The 14,855-nt window shown below is 71.0% G+C and carries 13 protein-coding genes; 7 read left to right on the top strand and 6 right to left on the bottom strand.

Annotation, left to right across the window (positions count from 1 at the left end; all coding sequences use genetic code 11):
* Nucleotides 1-160 precede the first annotated feature (160 nt).
* Nucleotides 161-499, top strand: a complete 339-nt coding sequence (locus I0C86_RS31385; RefSeq protein ID WP_196204932.1) for a hypothetical protein — start codon at nt 161-163, stop codon at nt 497-499.
* Nucleotides 500-520: 21 nt separating this feature from the next.
* On the opposite strand, the gene I0C86_RS31380 is transcribed toward I0C86_RS31385, so the two are convergent.
* Together I0C86_RS31380 and I0C86_RS31375 are read right to left on the bottom strand one after the other, a co-directional pair.
* Nucleotides 521-1,192, bottom strand: a complete 672-nt coding sequence (locus tag I0C86_RS31380) for a hypothetical protein (protein WP_196204931.1) — start codon at nt 1,190-1,192, stop codon at nt 521-523.
* A 109-nt stretch (nt 1,193-1,301) separates the two neighbouring features.
* Nucleotides 1,302-2,114: an alpha/beta fold hydrolase gene (locus tag I0C86_RS31375; RefSeq protein WP_196204930.1), complete on the bottom strand. Its 813-nt coding sequence runs from the start codon at nt 2,112-2,114 to the stop codon at nt 1,302-1,304.
* A 56-nt stretch (nt 2,115-2,170) separates the two neighbouring features.
* On the opposite strand from I0C86_RS31375, the gene I0C86_RS31370 reads away from it, so the two are divergent.
* The 4 genes from I0C86_RS31370 (at nt 2,171) to I0C86_RS31355 (ending at nt 6,024) form a co-directional block, all read left to right on the top strand.
* Complete coding sequence (locus I0C86_RS31370) at nt 2,171-2,704, top strand: PadR family transcriptional regulator (protein ID WP_196204929.1); 534 nt, start codon at nt 2,171-2,173, stop codon at nt 2,702-2,704.
* Between the two features lie 200 nt (nt 2,705-2,904).
* Nucleotides 2,905-4,305, top strand: coding sequence for a flavin-containing monooxygenase (locus I0C86_RS31365; RefSeq protein WP_196204928.1), 1,401 nt, complete (start codon nt 2,905-2,907; stop codon nt 4,303-4,305).
* A complete protein-coding gene (locus I0C86_RS31360; protein ID WP_323373964.1) occupies nt 4,302-5,102 on the top strand; it encodes an alpha/beta hydrolase in 801 nt (266 codons plus the stop codon). The genes I0C86_RS31365 and I0C86_RS31360 overlap by 4 nt, the downstream gene beginning before the upstream one ends.
* 25 nt (nt 5,103-5,127) lie before the next feature.
* Nucleotides 5,128-6,024, top strand: coding sequence for a GNAT family N-acetyltransferase (locus I0C86_RS31355; protein ID WP_196204927.1), 897 nt, complete (start codon nt 5,128-5,130; stop codon nt 6,022-6,024).
* Nucleotides 6,025-6,177: 153 nt separating this feature from the next.
* On the opposite strand, the gene I0C86_RS31350 is transcribed toward I0C86_RS31355, so the two are convergent.
* A complete protein-coding gene (locus I0C86_RS31350) occupies nt 6,178-7,593 on the bottom strand; it encodes an alpha,alpha-trehalose-phosphate synthase (UDP-forming) (RefSeq protein ID WP_196204926.1) in 1,416 nt (471 codons plus the stop codon).
* A gap of 163 nt (nt 7,594-7,756) precedes the next feature.
* A complete protein-coding gene (locus I0C86_RS31345) occupies nt 7,757-8,602 on the bottom strand; it encodes a DUF308 domain-containing protein (protein WP_196204925.1) in 846 nt (281 codons plus the stop codon).
* A gap of 249 nt (nt 8,603-8,851) precedes the next feature.
* Here I0C86_RS31345 and I0C86_RS31340 point away from each other — a divergent pair, with 249 nt between their 5' ends.
* Nucleotides 8,852-9,592, top strand: a complete 741-nt coding sequence (locus tag I0C86_RS31340; RefSeq protein WP_196204924.1) for a lysophospholipid acyltransferase family protein — start codon at nt 8,852-8,854, stop codon at nt 9,590-9,592.
* Nucleotides 9,593-9,683: 91 nt separating this feature from the next.
* Here I0C86_RS31340 and I0C86_RS44790 read toward each other — a convergent pair whose 3' ends face one another.
* Nucleotides 9,684-13,235, bottom strand: a complete 3,552-nt coding sequence (locus I0C86_RS44790; protein WP_196204933.1) for an adenylate/guanylate cyclase domain-containing protein — start codon at nt 13,233-13,235, stop codon at nt 9,684-9,686.
* A 247-nt stretch (nt 13,236-13,482) separates the two neighbouring features.
* Here I0C86_RS44790 and I0C86_RS31330 point away from each other — a divergent pair, with 247 nt between their 5' ends.
* A complete protein-coding gene (locus I0C86_RS31330) occupies nt 13,483-13,686 on the top strand; it encodes a hypothetical protein (RefSeq protein ID WP_196204923.1) in 204 nt (67 codons plus the stop codon).
* 255 nt (nt 13,687-13,941) lie between these two features.
* Here the strand turns inward: I0C86_RS31330 and I0C86_RS31325 are convergent, their stop codons facing one another.
* The gene (locus tag I0C86_RS31325; RefSeq protein ID WP_192771356.1) at nt 13,942-14,634 is read right to left on the bottom strand and encodes a Crp/Fnr family transcriptional regulator; all 693 of its coding nucleotides are present in this window, start codon (nt 14,632-14,634) and stop codon (nt 13,942-13,944) included.
* Nucleotides 14,635-14,855 lie beyond the last annotated feature (221 nt).

Genomic DNA, 14,855 nt, shown 5'->3' with positions numbered 1-14,855 from the left:
AGTTGCGGGTGGGCGTCGAAGGCTCCGACCCGACCAATCAGCGCCCAGCCCGGCCTAGCAATCATGGTCGGGTCGGAGCCTTCGACGCCCACCCGCAACTGGTCGGCCGAGCCGAACGAAGGACAGCCGCCCGGGCACACCAGGCCGGATCCGGCCCGCGATGACGAGCGACCAGCCGAGTAGCCAGGGGACCAGCCCGGGAATCGGGCCGCACACGCCGCAACGCCCGATCTGGCTCTGCCGGATCTGTGCCGTCGCCTGGCCCTGCCTCGGCGCCCGCAGCCTGCTCTCCGTCGAGTTCGCCGCCGACCCGACCGGCCTGTCCTGCTACCTCGCCGGCCAACTCCAGGCCGCGATGGTGGACCTGAGCGCCCTCAACCCCGACTCTGGCCCGGACCCGGTGGCCCTGCACACCCGCTTCCTGGCCTGGGTACGACCACGCGTCGCCATCACCCGGGCCCGCCTCGACGGCGACCCGTCGCCGCCCCCACGTGCGTGACGGTCGTCCGCTGCCCCGACGTCAGGGAGCGGTGCGGCTGACGTACCGGTCGAACATCTGGAAGAGATGTTCGTCGTTCAGGGTGGACGTCAGCCGCTTGGGGATCTCGCCCCGGTAGGTGATCAGGGTGGGCGGGCAGAAGTCGACGTCGAAGGTCCGGTTCACGATCCGCTTCCCGGTGGCGAGGGCGAACAGTTCGATCCTGAATCGTTGGCCGTCCGTCCGGACGCCCCTCGTGCTGTTGCCGGTCCGGTAGCGGCAGGTGCCGACCGGCAGGCTCTTGACGTTGGTCAGACAGGCCAACAGCGCGACCTCTTCGGGGCCCTCCGGCTCGTACCCGGGCGGGTCGTCGCGGGGGATGTACCGCAGCTCGTACCCCTTGCTGCCCTTCTCCTTGGCGAACACCGCGAGGGGATGCGGCGCGGCCCCCTGGTACGAGGCGGCCCGGTGGTACCTGACGTCGTCGGTTCCGCACAGCTTGCCGAGGTCGTCGACCTCCTCCGCCTCGAACTCCGGTTCGGCCGGCGCGGCCGGGGTGGTCGGTACGACCGTCGGGGTGCTGGGTGCCGGGGTGGGCGTACCGGTCGGCGGGGCCGCATCGCCGTCTTCGGCCGGGCCGGAACAGCCCGCCAGGACCACCGCCCCGACCAGCAGGATCCCCAGTTGGTGCCGCCAGGTGCCACTGGACGCCATCGCACACCCCCGGAGCGGCTGGTTCGACGCTGTCAGGGATCATCGTGGATGGTTTCGAGTGAACCCACGGCGGCTTTTTTACCGTCAGGTTGGCGGTTCTCGACGCTGTTCACGTGGTTGCGGTGGCCGGAAGGCGGTACTGCGGCTCGGCGGGGAGCGCGGCCCGTACTGCCCTGGCGAAGGCATCCACGTTGTCGAGCATGATGTTGTGCCCGCAGTCGGGAACGGGCACCACCGTGACGCCTGCGGCCGTGAGCCGGTCGTCGTCGGAGCGGGGTCCGTCGGCCGCCGGGTAGAGCAGGGTGCGGGGGATGGGCAACGCTTCCAGGTGCTGCCGGGTTGTCGGGACGGTGTCGTGCAGCAGACTTCTGGCGCTGCGGTAGAGCGCGTGTGGCCCGGCCTGCCGCATGGTGGCCGCCCACTGTGGCCCGACGAACTCCAGCGTCTCGTCCCAGCCGTGGTCGAGGAATTCCTCCTCACTCCGGTAGACGCCAATGCCTGAACTTCCCGGACGTTTGGTGGTGGGCAGCTGCTCCACCGGATCGAGCGGCGGGTCGACGAGGACCAGTCGGCGTACGAGGTCCGGGTGGCGGGCGGCGAGGGCGACCGCGACCGCGCCACCCATGCTGTGGCCGATCACGTCGGCCCCGGTCACCGTGACCAGCCTGAGTGCGCGCGCCACGACGTCGGCGTGCATTCCGAGGGTGTACGTCGCATCCGTCGGTCGGTCACTGATGCCGAAGCCGAGCAGGTCGATCAGGAGTGAGTGGGAGCCTGTCAGGTCCGGGTGCGTGATCGCCGCGCTGTAGTAGGGCGCGGAGCTGGCGCCGAGGCCGTGGAGGTAGACGCGGGTCGGGCGGGTGCCGGGGATTTCGACCCAGCGGAGGCAGGAGCCGTCGGGAAGAACCTTCACGCTACGCATAGCTGCCAAGGTACATCGGCTCCGAGGTACCTTGGCAAGAGGATATGATGTCGATCATGTTGGAACTCGCGGTCCTCGGCTTCCTCCACGAGAAGCGGTTGCACGGCTACGAGCTGCGCAAGCGCATCGCCGCGCTCACCGGACACGTACGGCCCATCGCCGACGGCACGCTGTACCCACTCCTGAAGCGGATGGAGAATGCCGGGCTGCTCAGCCGGGAACTCGAACCGGGTCAAGCCGCCGCGCCCCGACACATGCTGGCGCTGACCACCGACGGCAGGACGGCGCTGCTGGAACGGCTACGCGTGCCGGACGAACTCTTCATCACCGACGAGAACCGGTGGTTCACGCTGCTGGCCTTCCTGCGCCACCTGGAAGACGCGTCGGCGCAGGCCGTCGTCCTGCGGCGCAGGTTGGACTTCCTCACCCAGCCGGCCAGCTTCTTCTGGGACGGCGACCGGCCGCTGCGCGCCGCCGACTTCGAGGATCCGTTCCGGCAGGGCCTCTTCACGATCGCGACGGCCACGACGCGTACCGAGCTGGCGTGGCTGCGCGAGACCCTGGCGACCCTGGAAGAAGCAACCAGGTGAGCCACCGTGACGACGGCCCGGTCCTGGGCGCCGCTGAGGGTGCGGTCTGAAGCGGTGGTCACGCCGGAGCAAACCCATCGACGTGGTACTGGCGGGTCGTACCCAACTCCGGGCGCGCGGCGGGCTGGACAAAAGGCGAGGGGAGCCGAGAGGATTCCCCCGCACGTCGGCACCTGTGCCGGACAAAAGGAGATTCTTCGGTGTCCACCTTCAGTGACCAGGAGAGCCACGAGTCGAGCGCGACCCTCTGGCGGGACGGGCGCCCGGTCTACGACCGGGGCGGCACGGTCTGCGTCATCGGCGCCGGGGCCAGCGGCCTCACCGCGATAAAAAACCTGAAGGAGTACGGCTTCGGCGCCGACTGCTACGAACGGGAGACCGGGGTCGGCGGGGCCTGGAACTGGCGGCACGACCGCAGTCCGGTCTACGCCAGCACCCACCTGATCTCGTCCAAGCCGTTGACCGAGTACCCCGACTTTCCCATGCCGGACAACTGGCCGGACTATCCGCATCACAGCCAGTTACTGTCCTATCTGGAGCAGTACGCCGACCACTTCGACCTGCGCCCGCACATCTGGTTCGGCACCGAGGTGGTCCGGGTCGAGCCGGCCGATGGGGACCGCTGGGATGTCACCACCCGCAGCACCGGCGGCTACGGCGCCGAGCGCACCTCCCGGTACGCCGCCGTGGTGGTGGCGAACGGGCACAACTGGTCACCGAAGCTGCCGGCGTACGAGGGCCTGGACGAGTTCCGGGGGCAGGTGATCCACGCGTCGGCGTACAAGGACGCCACCCAGCTTCGCGGCAAGCGGGTGCTGGTGGTGGGCGCCGGCAACACCGGTTGTGACATCGCCGTCGAGGCGGGCCAGCAGGCGGCCAGGTGCTGGCACTCGACCCGCCGTGGCTACTGGTACGCCCCGAAGTACGCCTTCGGCCGCCCGGCCGACCAGGTCGGTGACGCGGCCGGGGCGTACCGGCTGCCGCTGCGGGTGCGGCAGTGGATGTTCCACCAGATGTTGAAGCTGACCGTGGGTGACCTGACCCGGTTCGGGCTGCCCCGGCCGGATCACAAGGTCTTCGAGACCCATCCGATCGTGAACAGCCACCTGGTGCACTCCATCGGGCATGGTTCGATCACGCCGGTGCCGGACGTCGCCCGGTTCCGCCGTAACAGCGTGACCCTGGTCGACGGGCAGGAGGTCGAGCCGGACCTGGTCGTGCTCGCGACCGGCTACCTGCCCCGGTTCGAGTTCCTGGCCCCGGAGGTGCTCGGTATCGACACCTCGGGACGGCCCGCGCTCTACCTCAACGCGTTTCCCCGACGCCATCCGACGCTCGCCGTCGCCGGCCTGCTCCAGCCCGACTCCGGCCTGTTCCCGATCGTGCACTGGCAGACCGTGGCGATCGCCCGCTGGCTGCGACTGCGCGAGAACGCGCCGGACCGGGCCCGCGCCTTCACGGCCCGGGTCGACGCCGAGGCCGGTACCCGGTGGCACTCCGCCAAGGTCAAGGAGAGCACCCGGCACTGGTTCGAGATCGGGCACATCGACTATCTGCGCGCGTTGCAGCGCACGCTCGACGAGTTGGAGGTTCCAGCGTGAAGACCCGGGTGGTACGGGTGACGGACTGGACCAGCCCGGTGCCGCCGGTGTACCGGGAGGTACGGGCCGCCACGCCCGAGGCGCCCGAGGGCAAGCCGCCGCTGCTCTTCGTGCCGGGCTTCGGCCATGGTGCCTGGGTCTTCGCCGAGCACTGGCTCGAACACGCCGCGTCGCGGGCCTTTCCGGCGCACGCGGTCAGCCTGCGCGGGCACGGCGGCAGCGGCCCGGCGCCGAAGGCGACGCTGCGGGCGTACGCCCATGACGTGGTCCAGGTGGCCGCGAGCCTGCCCCGGCAGGCGGTGCTGGTGGGGCACGGTGCCGGTGCGCTCGTGGTGGCGCACGCGCTGGCCCGCTACCCGGCGCGGGCCGGGGTGCTGGTCGCTCCGGTGTTCGGCGGCTGGGGGACGCTCGGCGCCGCGCTGCGCCGCAATCCCGTCGGTACGCTGCCGGCGGTCTTCGGCGGCGCGCTGCGGTTGAACCACCGCCAGTTGTTCAGCCGGGAGCTGCCGGACGCGGCGGCCCGGGACTACGCCAGCCGGCTCGGCCGGGCGTCGTCGCGGGCCCAGTGGCAGTTGCTCCGGCACCGGGCACCCGAGCCGGCCGTGGGTAACCCGCCGCTGCTGGTTCTCGGCAGCCCGGACGACCGGGTCGTACCGCCGGCCGCGCTGACCCGGGCAGCCGGGCGGTACGGTGCGGCACCGCTGCTGTTTCCCGGTATGGGCCATGACATGATGCTCGACGCCCGGTGGCGGGAGCCGATCGACGCGATCCTCGACTGGCTGGACAAGGACCTGTAGAGGTAGGCGTGTGATGGACGGCCCGGTGCGGATCCGGTTAGCGGTGCCCGACGACGCTCCGGCGGTGGTGGCGCTGCGCGCGGTGGTCTACCCGTATCTGGTCCGGGGGGTGGCGTCGACCCGGCAGATGATCGCGGAGCCTCCGCCCGGCGAGCAGTGGGTCCCGTTCGTCGCCGAGATCGACGGGCGGGTGATCGGCTGGGCCTCCGCCTACCGGAACATCACCACCTCGGAGCCGAACTTCGGCGAGATCTCGCTGCTGCACGTGCACCCGGATCATCGTCGGCGCGGTGCCGGCGACGCGTTGCTCGGCGCGGCGCGGGAGCATCTCGGCCTGCTCGGGATCCTGCGTGTCCGGGCCTGGGCGCTGGCCGACTCGCTGGACTTCGCCCGGAAACGTGGCTTCGAGCCGACCCGGCAGGCGCGTTACTCGGCACTGACGCTGGACCCGCCGCCACCCGGAGAGTCGGCGCCGGACGGCGTCCGACTGGTCGCCCTGGCGGACCTGGACGACCGACGCTTCTACGAGGCGCACGTCGCCGCCAGCGCGGACGAGCCGGGTGACGTACCGGCCGACGCGATCTCGTACGAGACCTGGCGGTACGAGGTCTGGGACCACGTCGCCCTGGACAAGGTGGCCAGCACCGCTGCCGTGGCCGGCCCGGACGTCGTCGCGTTCTCGCTTGTCAAACGGGACGGCGACCGGATGTGGTCGGACATGACCGCGACCATGCCGCAGCACCGTGGCCGAGGACTGGCCCGGCTGGCGAAGTTGACGGCGCTGCGGCGGGCCGCCGAGCGCGGCGCCACGGTCGCCTACACCTCGAACGCCGAGTCGAACGCCCCGATGCTCGCGATCAACGAGCGCCTGGGCTACCGGCCGGTGGGCACCCAGTTCTCCTGCCTGGCCACCCTCGCCTGACACCCGTTCGCGGGCGTGGACATGGGCGGCCAGGCCGTGCCGGCCACGCCGTGCCGATCAGGTCGTGCTGGTCAGGTCGTGCCGGTCAGGTCGTGCCGGTAGGTCGTGCCGGTAGGTCGTGCTGGTCAGGTCGTGCCGGTCAGGCCGGGCCGGTCAGGTCGTGGCCAGTTGGGTGACCAGGTTCCCGGTCTGGTCCAGCGAGGTCAGGTAGGACCGCGCCCACGCCCGGATGTCGTGCACCCGCAGGTGCTCGCGCATCGACCGCATCCGATCGGTCAGATCGACCGGGGTGGCCTGGAGGGCGTGCAGCAGGGTCGACTTGAGTCCCTCCAGGTCGTGCGGATTGACCAGGAACGCCTGCGGGAACTCCGCGGCAGCCCCGGCGAACTCGCTGAGCAGCAGCGCGCCGCCGTCGTCGACCCGGGCGGCCACGTACTCCTTGGCGACCAGGTTCATGCCGTCCCGCAGCGGCGTGACGGCCATGATGTCGGCGGCCCGGTAGAGAGCGGCGAGTTCCGCCCGGTCGAACGGCTGGGTGAGGTAGTGGATCGCGGGTTCGCCGACCCGGCCGAATTCGCCGTTGATCCGCCCGACCTCGCGCTCCACCCGCTCCCGCAGGATCTGGTACTGCTCGACGCGCTCCCGGCTCGGCACCGCCACCTGGACCATCACGGTGTCCCGCACCTTGACGTGCCCGGTGGCGAGCAGTTCGCTGTACGCCTTCAGCCGCTGCTCGATGCCCTTGGTGTAATCCATCCGGTCGACGCTGAGGATCACCTGCTGCGGGTCACCGAGGTCCCGGCGGATCCGGGTGGCTCGCTGGGCCACGTCCGGCCGGCAGGCCAGCGCCTCCATCTCGGTCATGTCGATCGAGACCGGGAACGCGCCGATCCGTACCACCCGCTCGCCGACCGCGATCCGGCGGTCGGTGGCCGGCAGTTGCAGCACCTTGGTCGCGAGTTGCGCGAAGTTGTGCGCCGCCTGGGCCCGTTGGAAGCCGACCAGGTCGGCGCCGAGCATGCCGTGCAGCAGCTCGGCCCGGCGGGGGAGCTGCATGAACAGCTCGGGCGGCGGGAAGGGTACGTGCAGGAAGAAGCCGATCCGCAGGTCGGGGCGGATGGCCCGGAGCAGACCGGGCACGAGCTGCAGGTGGTAGTCCTGCACCCAGACCACGGCCTCCGGCTCGGCGGCTTCGGCGGCGGCCTCGGCGAACCGTTGGTTGACCCGCTGGTACGCCTCCCACCAGCGGCGATGGTAGACCGGCTGCTCCACCGCGTCGTGGTAGAGCGGCCAGAGCGTCGAGTTGGCGAAGCCTTCGTAGTGGTCGCGTACGTCGTCGCGGGCCAGCGGCACGCTGTGCATCCGTACGCCGTCGATGTCGGCGAGCAGAGGTGCGGGACCGGCGCTGCCGGCCCAGCCCACCCAGGTCGCCGGGGTGTGTTGGAGGAGGGGATGTAGGGCGCTGACCAGCCCACCGGGGCTGCGGCGCCATTCGCAGGCGCCATCCGGCGCCACGCTGTCGTCGACGGGCAGCCGATTGGCCACCACCACGAGGGAACTCTGTCGCATTCGGGCACCTCGTTCCGGGCGAGGCGACCACCGCGAATGAAGAGCGATCGGGTAGTCGTGAGGGGAAGGTAACTTACCGCAGTATTCCTACTGATAGGAAATTACGCGAGTGTTACATCTTGCCTTCACAGGGCGATGAATCTCGCGATCTGGACACCGGGGGTCAGACCACCGCGCCGTCGTCCGGGTCGTCGTCCTCCTCGTCGCCCGGCCGTAGACGCCAGATCAGGGTCACGAAGCCGGTGAGGATCCCGGCGAATCCGAGCATCGTCACCAGGGCCCGGTCGATCGGAAGAAGCCACGGGAAGAGGAAGAGGGCGAACCCGGCGGTGATGGCCAGTACACCGACTACCGCGTACTTCGACATCCGGGGCAGCGGCGGCGGCGGTGGTGGTACGTAGCGCTCCTCCGGACCGTCCGGAAGATCCGTGCCGAAGGTGTCCAGGCCGTCGAGGAGTGACGGGTCGTCCGCCCGGCCACCCACCGAGATGCCGGAGAAGTCGGTGGCGGACGGCAACCGGCGTACGCCCGTGTCGACCGGGCCGGACGGGTCCTGGCTCGGTCGGGTCGGCGGGGTGGTCTCGGCGGCCCGGTCGGGCGGCTCGGTGACGGCGACGTCCTCGACGGCTGGCCAGGACCGGTGGTCCGCCGCGACCTCGGTGTGGTACCCGGCGATGATCCGGGCCCACTCGGCCTCCACGTCGGGGTCCGGCTGCGGAGCGGGCTGGTCCGGAAGATCTTCCTCGGCGAGCTGGGTCAGGTAGTCCCGGGCGGTGGCCAGGAAGCTGCGGTCGACGTAGAGCCGGTCGACCGGCCGGGCCGGCACGGTGGTGGTGCGGGTCACCGGATTGAGGTCGGCGGACGGCTGGAGGTAGGCGGCGATGCCGCCCGCGGCGAGCACGTCGAGCAGATGCTCGCCGAGCCGCGGATCCACATCGCCGGCGACGGCGTACTCCGTCGCCTCGAGCCCGTTGTCCCGCCGTCCCCGGCGAGCCCCACCCGCTGACACCCGACACCCTCCCTACCGGCCCGTGGTGCTCGACCGTGATCATGTCGTTGGCTGACGAACGAACCGTGCAATGAATCGTGACACGCCGGCCACTGGTTCCGGGAGTGCGTTGTGGCGTGCCGTACCGCTTCGTAGGCTTCTTGCCGACAGTTCCCGCCCGCGGCCCGTGGTTCCGGTGCGACGCTTTTCGCGTACCGCGCCGGCCTGAGGCCGTCGTGGGGATGCGCGGGACGCTCGGGAAGGACACCGGTGCTGTACGGGCTGATGAAGTACCTCATCCTCGGACCCTGGCTGAAGTTGATCTTCAGGCCGAAGGTCGAGGGGAGAGACAACGTGCCCGACTCGGGTCCGGCGATCATCGCCAGCAACCATCTGTCGTTCTCAGACTCGATCTTCATGCCCCTGATGGTCAAGCGAAAAGTGACCTTCGTCGCGAAGGCCGAATACTTCACCGGCAAGGGACTGAAGGGCTGGCTGGTGAAGATGTTCTTCGTCGGCACCGGCACCATCCCGGTCGACCGCTCGGGCGGCCGGGCGGCGCAGGCGGCTCTGGAGACCCAGTTGAACGTCCTGCGGGCCGGCAACCTCGCCGGGATCTACCCCGAGGGCACCCGCTCCCCGGACGGGCGGCTCTACCGGGGCAAGACCGGGGTGGCCCGGCTGGCGCTGGACAGCGGGGCACCGGTCATCCCGGTGGTGATGCTCAACGCCGACGAGATCCAGCCGCCCGGAAAGTTGCTTCCCCGGATCAAGCGGGTCCGGATCAGGTTCGGTGAGCCACTCGACTTCTCCCGGTACGCCGGGATGTCCGGTGACCGGTTCGTCGAGCGGGCGATCACCGACGAGATCATGTACGAGCTGATGGAACTCTCCGGGCGCGAGTACGTCGACATCTACGCTCAGAAGATCAAGAACCAGCAGTTGAAGGCCACGGCCACCCCGACCGTCAAGCCACCCGCCGAGTCGACCACCGGGTCCGTCGCAGCCTGACCGCGCCACGCCTGACCGCGCCGCCGTCGCCTGCTCCCCGCCGCGCCTGCCGCCGCCCGGGGAAGGCCCGGACCGGGGGACAGGGGAGCGCTCAGGAGGCGAGTACCGGCGCCGTGTCGGCGGCCGGCGGGGCGTGGCCGAGCCGGAGCAGGCCGGGTGCCCGGTTCCGGAGCGCGAACGCGCGCACCTCGGCCAGCGCCAGTTCGGCCTCGGCGCGGGCACCGGCCAGGGTCAGCTCGCTGGCGGCCAGCGCCAGCGCCAGCATCCGGTCGGTCATGGCCGGAATCTGCGCGTACGTCTGGGCCGCCGCGGTGTAGAGCTGCCCGGCCCGGCCGTGATCGCCGTCCGAGCCAGCCAGGGCCGCGGTCACGGTACGCAGCGCCGCCTCGACCCACGGAGTGTGGTGGGTGACCCGGTCCAGCATGCCCCGGATCCGTACCGCCGAGTCCCGGTCGGTCAGCGCGGCGGCGTACGCGGCGGCGGGAATCCACTCGCCGCTGGCCAGGGCCGGCACCACGGACCACGACTCGACCAGCTCGGCGAGCAGCCCGGCGGCCTCGGACGCGCGACCCTGCAGGGCCCGGCACAGCGCGCCCAGACCCAGCATGTTCCAGTGCAACCGGTGGAAGCCGCTGCGCCGGGCGGTGTCCAGCGCGTCCGTGACGTCGTCGACGGGTGGCTCACCCGGCCAGCTCGGCGCCACCTCGCCCGGTACCGGCTCGTCGCGCAGCACCCGCAGGTACGCCCGTACGCCGCGAACCTGCATGTCCCACCGGCCGTCCGGGGTGTCCACGAAGGCGTCGGCCACGGTCAGCAGCTTGCCGAAGTCGCCCTCGCAGTAGGCGCGCAGCGCCTCCGCCGAGCCCCCGGTGATCGGCGTTCCGCCCTCGGTGAGCGCCTCGCAGGACGCGGTCAGTTCGCTGGCCTGGATCCAGTCGCCCTCCTCCCGCATCGCGTGCGAGAGGTTGCGCACCACCCTGGGCAGCGCGAGCAGTTGGTGGGCCTGGCAGAACCGCAGAATCTCGCGCAACTCCTCCAGCCCGGCCCGGTCGCCCGCCTGGTAACGGGCGGTCGCGACGGTGATCCGGGCGTCGGTCTGGGTCTCGATCAGTCCCAGCCGTTCGGCGATGTCGGCCGCCGCGCCGGCCGCGGCCACCGCCGGGTCGCGTTCGTAGTTCAGCATGTGCAGCCGGCCCAGCTCGGCGTAGGCGTCGGCCTTGTGCGCGGTGTCCGGCAGCGCGTCGAACAGCTCGACGGCGTGGTCGAGGCGGGCCAGTGCACCGGCCCGGTCGGCCCGCAGCCAGGCGGCCTGGCCGAGCAGGGTCCAGGCCCGCGCCGCCCCGCCGTGCTCGCCGTACGCGAAGAGCCGGTCCGCCAGCGTGTGCAACTGATCGGTACCGCCACCGGCGAGGAAGGCGGTGCCGTCACGGAAGTAGGAGATCTCGGTACTGAGCAGCTCCAGTTGCAGCCGGCCGACCGGATCGGTGTCGTCGGCCAGCCCGAGCGCCCGCGCCGCGTGGTTGGCCGCCGCGTCGAGCGCGTGCAGTGCGTACGCCCGCCGGGCCGCCCGGTGCAGCGCGTCCTGCGCGGACGGGGCGTACCGGTCGGTGTCGACGCCGAGCGTGTGCGCGATCTCGTGAGCCGCCCAACGGTGGTGGGCGAGCACCTCGGCCAGGTCGGTCTCCCGGCCCCGGGACATGCTGTCCAGCCAGTCCGCGGTCCGGTCGTGCCGGGCGACCCGCTCGGTCCGGGGCAGCCGCTGGTAGCAGACGTCGCGGACCAGGACGTGCCGGAACCGGAACTCGGCCTGGCCGGCCATGGTCGAGGACGCCTGCTCGTGGACGAAGTCGCGCTGCTCCAACTGGCGCAGGGCCCGTTCGACGGACTCGACGGGCTGGCCGAGCGCGGCCGCGACGGCGCCGGGCCAGAACTGCATGCCGACCACCGACGCCGCGAGCAGCACCGTCCGGTCCGGGCCGTCGAGCAGGTCCACCCGGTTGGCGATCACCGAGTGCACGCTGTCCGGCATCGCCATGTCGTGCTGCTTCTCCAGCGACCAGCCCCGTCCCGACTGGCGCAGCGCACCCTGCTCGATGAGCATCCGGACGTACTCGTGGGCGTAGAGCGGATTGCCGTCGGCCACCTCGACCAGCGGGCTGAGCATGTCGGTCGAGAACGCCGCCTGACCGAAGATGTGGCCGTAGAGCGAGGCGATGCCGGTGTCCCGCAGCGGAGGAAGAGTGATGATCAACGAGCCGCTGGTCGTCCCCGCCCAGCTGGGCTCCCGGTTGACCAGTTCGGGTCGGGCGGTGCAGAGCAGCAGCAGCGGCACGTTCTGGGCGTACGCCCCGAGCAGTTCGACGAAGTGCAGCATCGCCTCGTCCGCCCAGTGCAGGTCCTCGAAGACCAGCACGGTCGGCTGGCGGGCGGCGAGCGCGACCAGGAACCGCCGCCAGGCGGACTCGGACTCCTCGGCCGGCAACGTCGGTCCGGGCAGCCCGACCACCGGGCGGAGCGCGTCCATCAGCCGGTCCGCCTCACCCGGCCCGACCAGCTCGGCCAGCGCCGAGTCCAGCCGGCGGGTCGCGGTGGCGGCCGGATCGGTGTCCAGGATGCCTGCCTCGGCCTTGACGATGTCGGCCAGCGCCGCGAAGGTGACGTTCTCGCCGAACGGGGGACACCGGCCGACCCGCCAGGTCAGCGGCTCGTCGGTCAGCCGCTCGGTGTGCCGGAACAGCTCGCGGACCAACCGGCTCTTGCCGATTCCGGCGTGCCCGAGCACCGTGATCATCTGCGGAAGGCGGTCCCGGATGGACCGGTGCAGGGCGTTTACCAGCAGCCCCAGCTCGTGCTCGCGGTCGATCAACGGAGTGGTGTCGGGCTCCCGGTCCGGCGGCTGCCGCTGGACGGGGGCCAGCGCCAGCCAGACCTCGGTCGGCGTGGACCGCCCGCGCAGGGTCACCGGGGCCTGCTCCTCGTAGCGGATCGCATCCCTGGTCAGCGCGTGGGTGGTGCCGCACACCAGGACACCGCCGGGCGGCGCCACCGACTGCATCCGGGAGGCCGTGTTCACCACGTCACCGGCCACGATCGCCTGGCCGCCGTCCCGGGCGGCGGCCACGTCCACCAGTGCCTCGCCGGTCGCCACCCCGATCCGGAATCGCAGGTGGTCGGCGCCGGTCGGGGTGAACCGGGTCAGCACCCGCTGCAACTCCAGACCCGCACGCACACAGCGCAGCGGGTCGGTCTCGGTCGCCACCGGCGCGCCGAACAGGGCCATCACGGCATCGCCGATGTACTTTTCGACCACCCCGCCGTACTGGCCGATGACCCGGCGGGCCGTCGAGAAGAAGGCGGTCTGCATGCCACGGACCAGCTCGGGATCCGCGCGTTCGACGTACGGCGTGAAGTCGATCAGGTCCACGAACAGGACGCTGACCCGCCGCCGATCCTCCTGCGGGCCCGCCGCCCGCTGGCCGGGTCGCCCCGGTCGGGGTTTGCCGCAGGCCGTGCAGAACGCCGCGTCGGCGGCGAGCGGCTGGTCGCAATGTGGGCAGGCCGGAGTCAGTTCGGTCCCGCAGCCGCCGCAGAAGCGGTCGCCGACGGCGGTGGTCCGGCCGCACCTGGTGCATAGAGCGGAGATGCCGACCTCCTACAGCGTCGAAGTAGCCTGCTGTCCTACGGCGGCGGCGGTGCCGTCCGGTCGTACTGGCCGACGGCTCCGGCAGGTTCTCGACCGCCGCATTGTCGGGCGAATCGCCACCGCCGAGTATCACCGTCTGCGCGTCTGTCAGGAACCGGCCTGTTAGCTAGCGGACAGTTCGCCCGATAGTGTTCCAAGATACAGTCATTGGCGCCTACCGATCGACGGATTATCAGGGAGATGGGCAATGGTGTACGTCCGACTGGAAAGGGAATGGACCGACGGCGACGGCGTCGGGCACTCCCAGGGGGACATGATCGATGTGGACGCCGCCACGCTGGCGAAGCTCCAGGCCGCGGGGATCGTCGGTGGCGAGGGCCCGGACTGGCCCGGACCCACCGGTGGCGGCGGCGGTGGCGGTGCGAGCACGAACTGGCCCGGGGCGACCTGAGTCGTCACCGGATCGAGCGCGATCGGGCGTTTCGGAGGCCGTGGCGGTCTCCGGAACGCCCGTACTCGGTCCGGACCGGAATCGGGCGGCGGCGGTATGGCGAGCCGGAGTGACGGCGGACGGCTGGAAGGCGGCGGACGGCCGGAGTGACGGCGGACGGCCGGAGTGACGACGGGCGGCTGGAACGAGGACGGACGGCCGGAACGACGACGGGCGGCCGGAACGGCGACGGGCGGTAAGCGCCCGTCGGGCGGGTCAGCGGTCGGCCATGCCGGCGCGTCGGCGCAGGGCCGCGACGTCGGTCACCACGATCCGGCGCCCCTCGGTACGCAGCCAGCCTCGGCTGGCGAACGACCCGATGGCCTGGTTGACGCTCTGCCGCGAGCCGCCGGCCATCTCGGCCAGTTGGCTCTGGTTCAGCTCGATGGTGATCATCGGCGCCTGGCTCTCCCCGGCCAACCGGACCAGCGTCTTGGCGACCCGTCCCGGCAGGTCGAGGAAGACGTGATCCGCGTTCTGCTCGGTCAGCCGACGGATCAGCCCGCCCAGCGACCGCATCACCGCGTCGAGGATGCGCGGATTGGAGTGCACCAGTTCCATGAACGCCCCGCGGGACAGCGCCAGGGCGGTGCAGTCCTCAATGGCCTCGGCGGACGCGGACCGGGTGGAGGCATCCAGTAGGGACACCTCGCCGAGCACGTCTGGCGGGCGGATCACGTTGAGCACGGCTCGCTCTCCGGTCGGTGCGGTGCGGAACACCGCGACCGCGCCCCGGCGGAGCACGATCAGGGACTCGCCCGGATCGTTCTCCACGAACAACAGTTGGCCCTTGCGATAGGTGCGCGGGACCGCTGCGGCGATGACCCGCTGACGTACCTCGGGCTCGAGGCCGGCGAACATCTCGACGCCGGTAAGGGCGTCGCCCGGCTCAGGCAGGCGAACCTCCAAGGCTCAAACCCCTCCCCGGTAAATGACCACAGTTGCTCTCGGACGACCCGCAACCGACCGAGGAAGCAAGATGAAACTCATATCGGTAGGAGTCCGGTAGCGGTACACATCAGATCATGACGGTCGTGTCGCTTGCTGTACACCCCTCAAATCACTTCTGTGACAGTTCTGTCGCTGACCAGGGGGCATTCTGAGGCTCAGATTCGCCGCTGGGTGGGGAC

Origin of the sequence: Plantactinospora alkalitolerans, assembly GCF_015690345.1 — a bacterium.
In the GTDB taxonomy this organism is placed as follows: domain Bacteria; phylum Actinomycetota; class Actinomycetes; order Mycobacteriales; family Micromonosporaceae; genus Plantactinospora; species Plantactinospora alkalitolerans.
The sequence above is the reverse complement of the archived record's forward strand: the minus strand, read 5'-3'. Positions and strand labels throughout refer to the sequence as shown.

What these genes read in the sequence shown, in the direction of transcription:
- I0C86_RS31330 (WP_196204923.1), top strand. Translation starts at nt 13,483, where the DNA reads ATGGTGTACGTCCGACTGGAAAGGGAATGGACCGACGGCGACGGCGTC.
- I0C86_RS31380 (WP_196204931.1), bottom strand. Translation starts at nt 1,192, where the DNA reads ATGGCGTCCAGTGGCACCTGGCGGCACCAACTGGGGATCCTGCTGGTC.
- I0C86_RS31385 (WP_196204932.1), top strand. Translation starts at nt 161, where the DNA reads ATGACGAGCGACCAGCCGAGTAGCCAGGGGACCAGCCCGGGAATCGGG.
- I0C86_RS31370 (WP_196204929.1), top strand. Translation starts at nt 2,171, where the DNA reads ATGTTGGAACTCGCGGTCCTCGGCTTCCTCCACGAGAAGCGGTTGCAC.
- I0C86_RS31375 (WP_196204930.1), bottom strand. Translation starts at nt 2,114, where the DNA reads ATGCGTAGCGTGAAGGTTCTTCCCGACGGCTCCTGCCTCCGCTGGGTC.
- I0C86_RS31350 (WP_196204926.1), bottom strand. Translation starts at nt 7,593, where the DNA reads ATGCGACAGAGTTCCCTCGTGGTGGTGGCCAATCGGCTGCCCGTCGAC.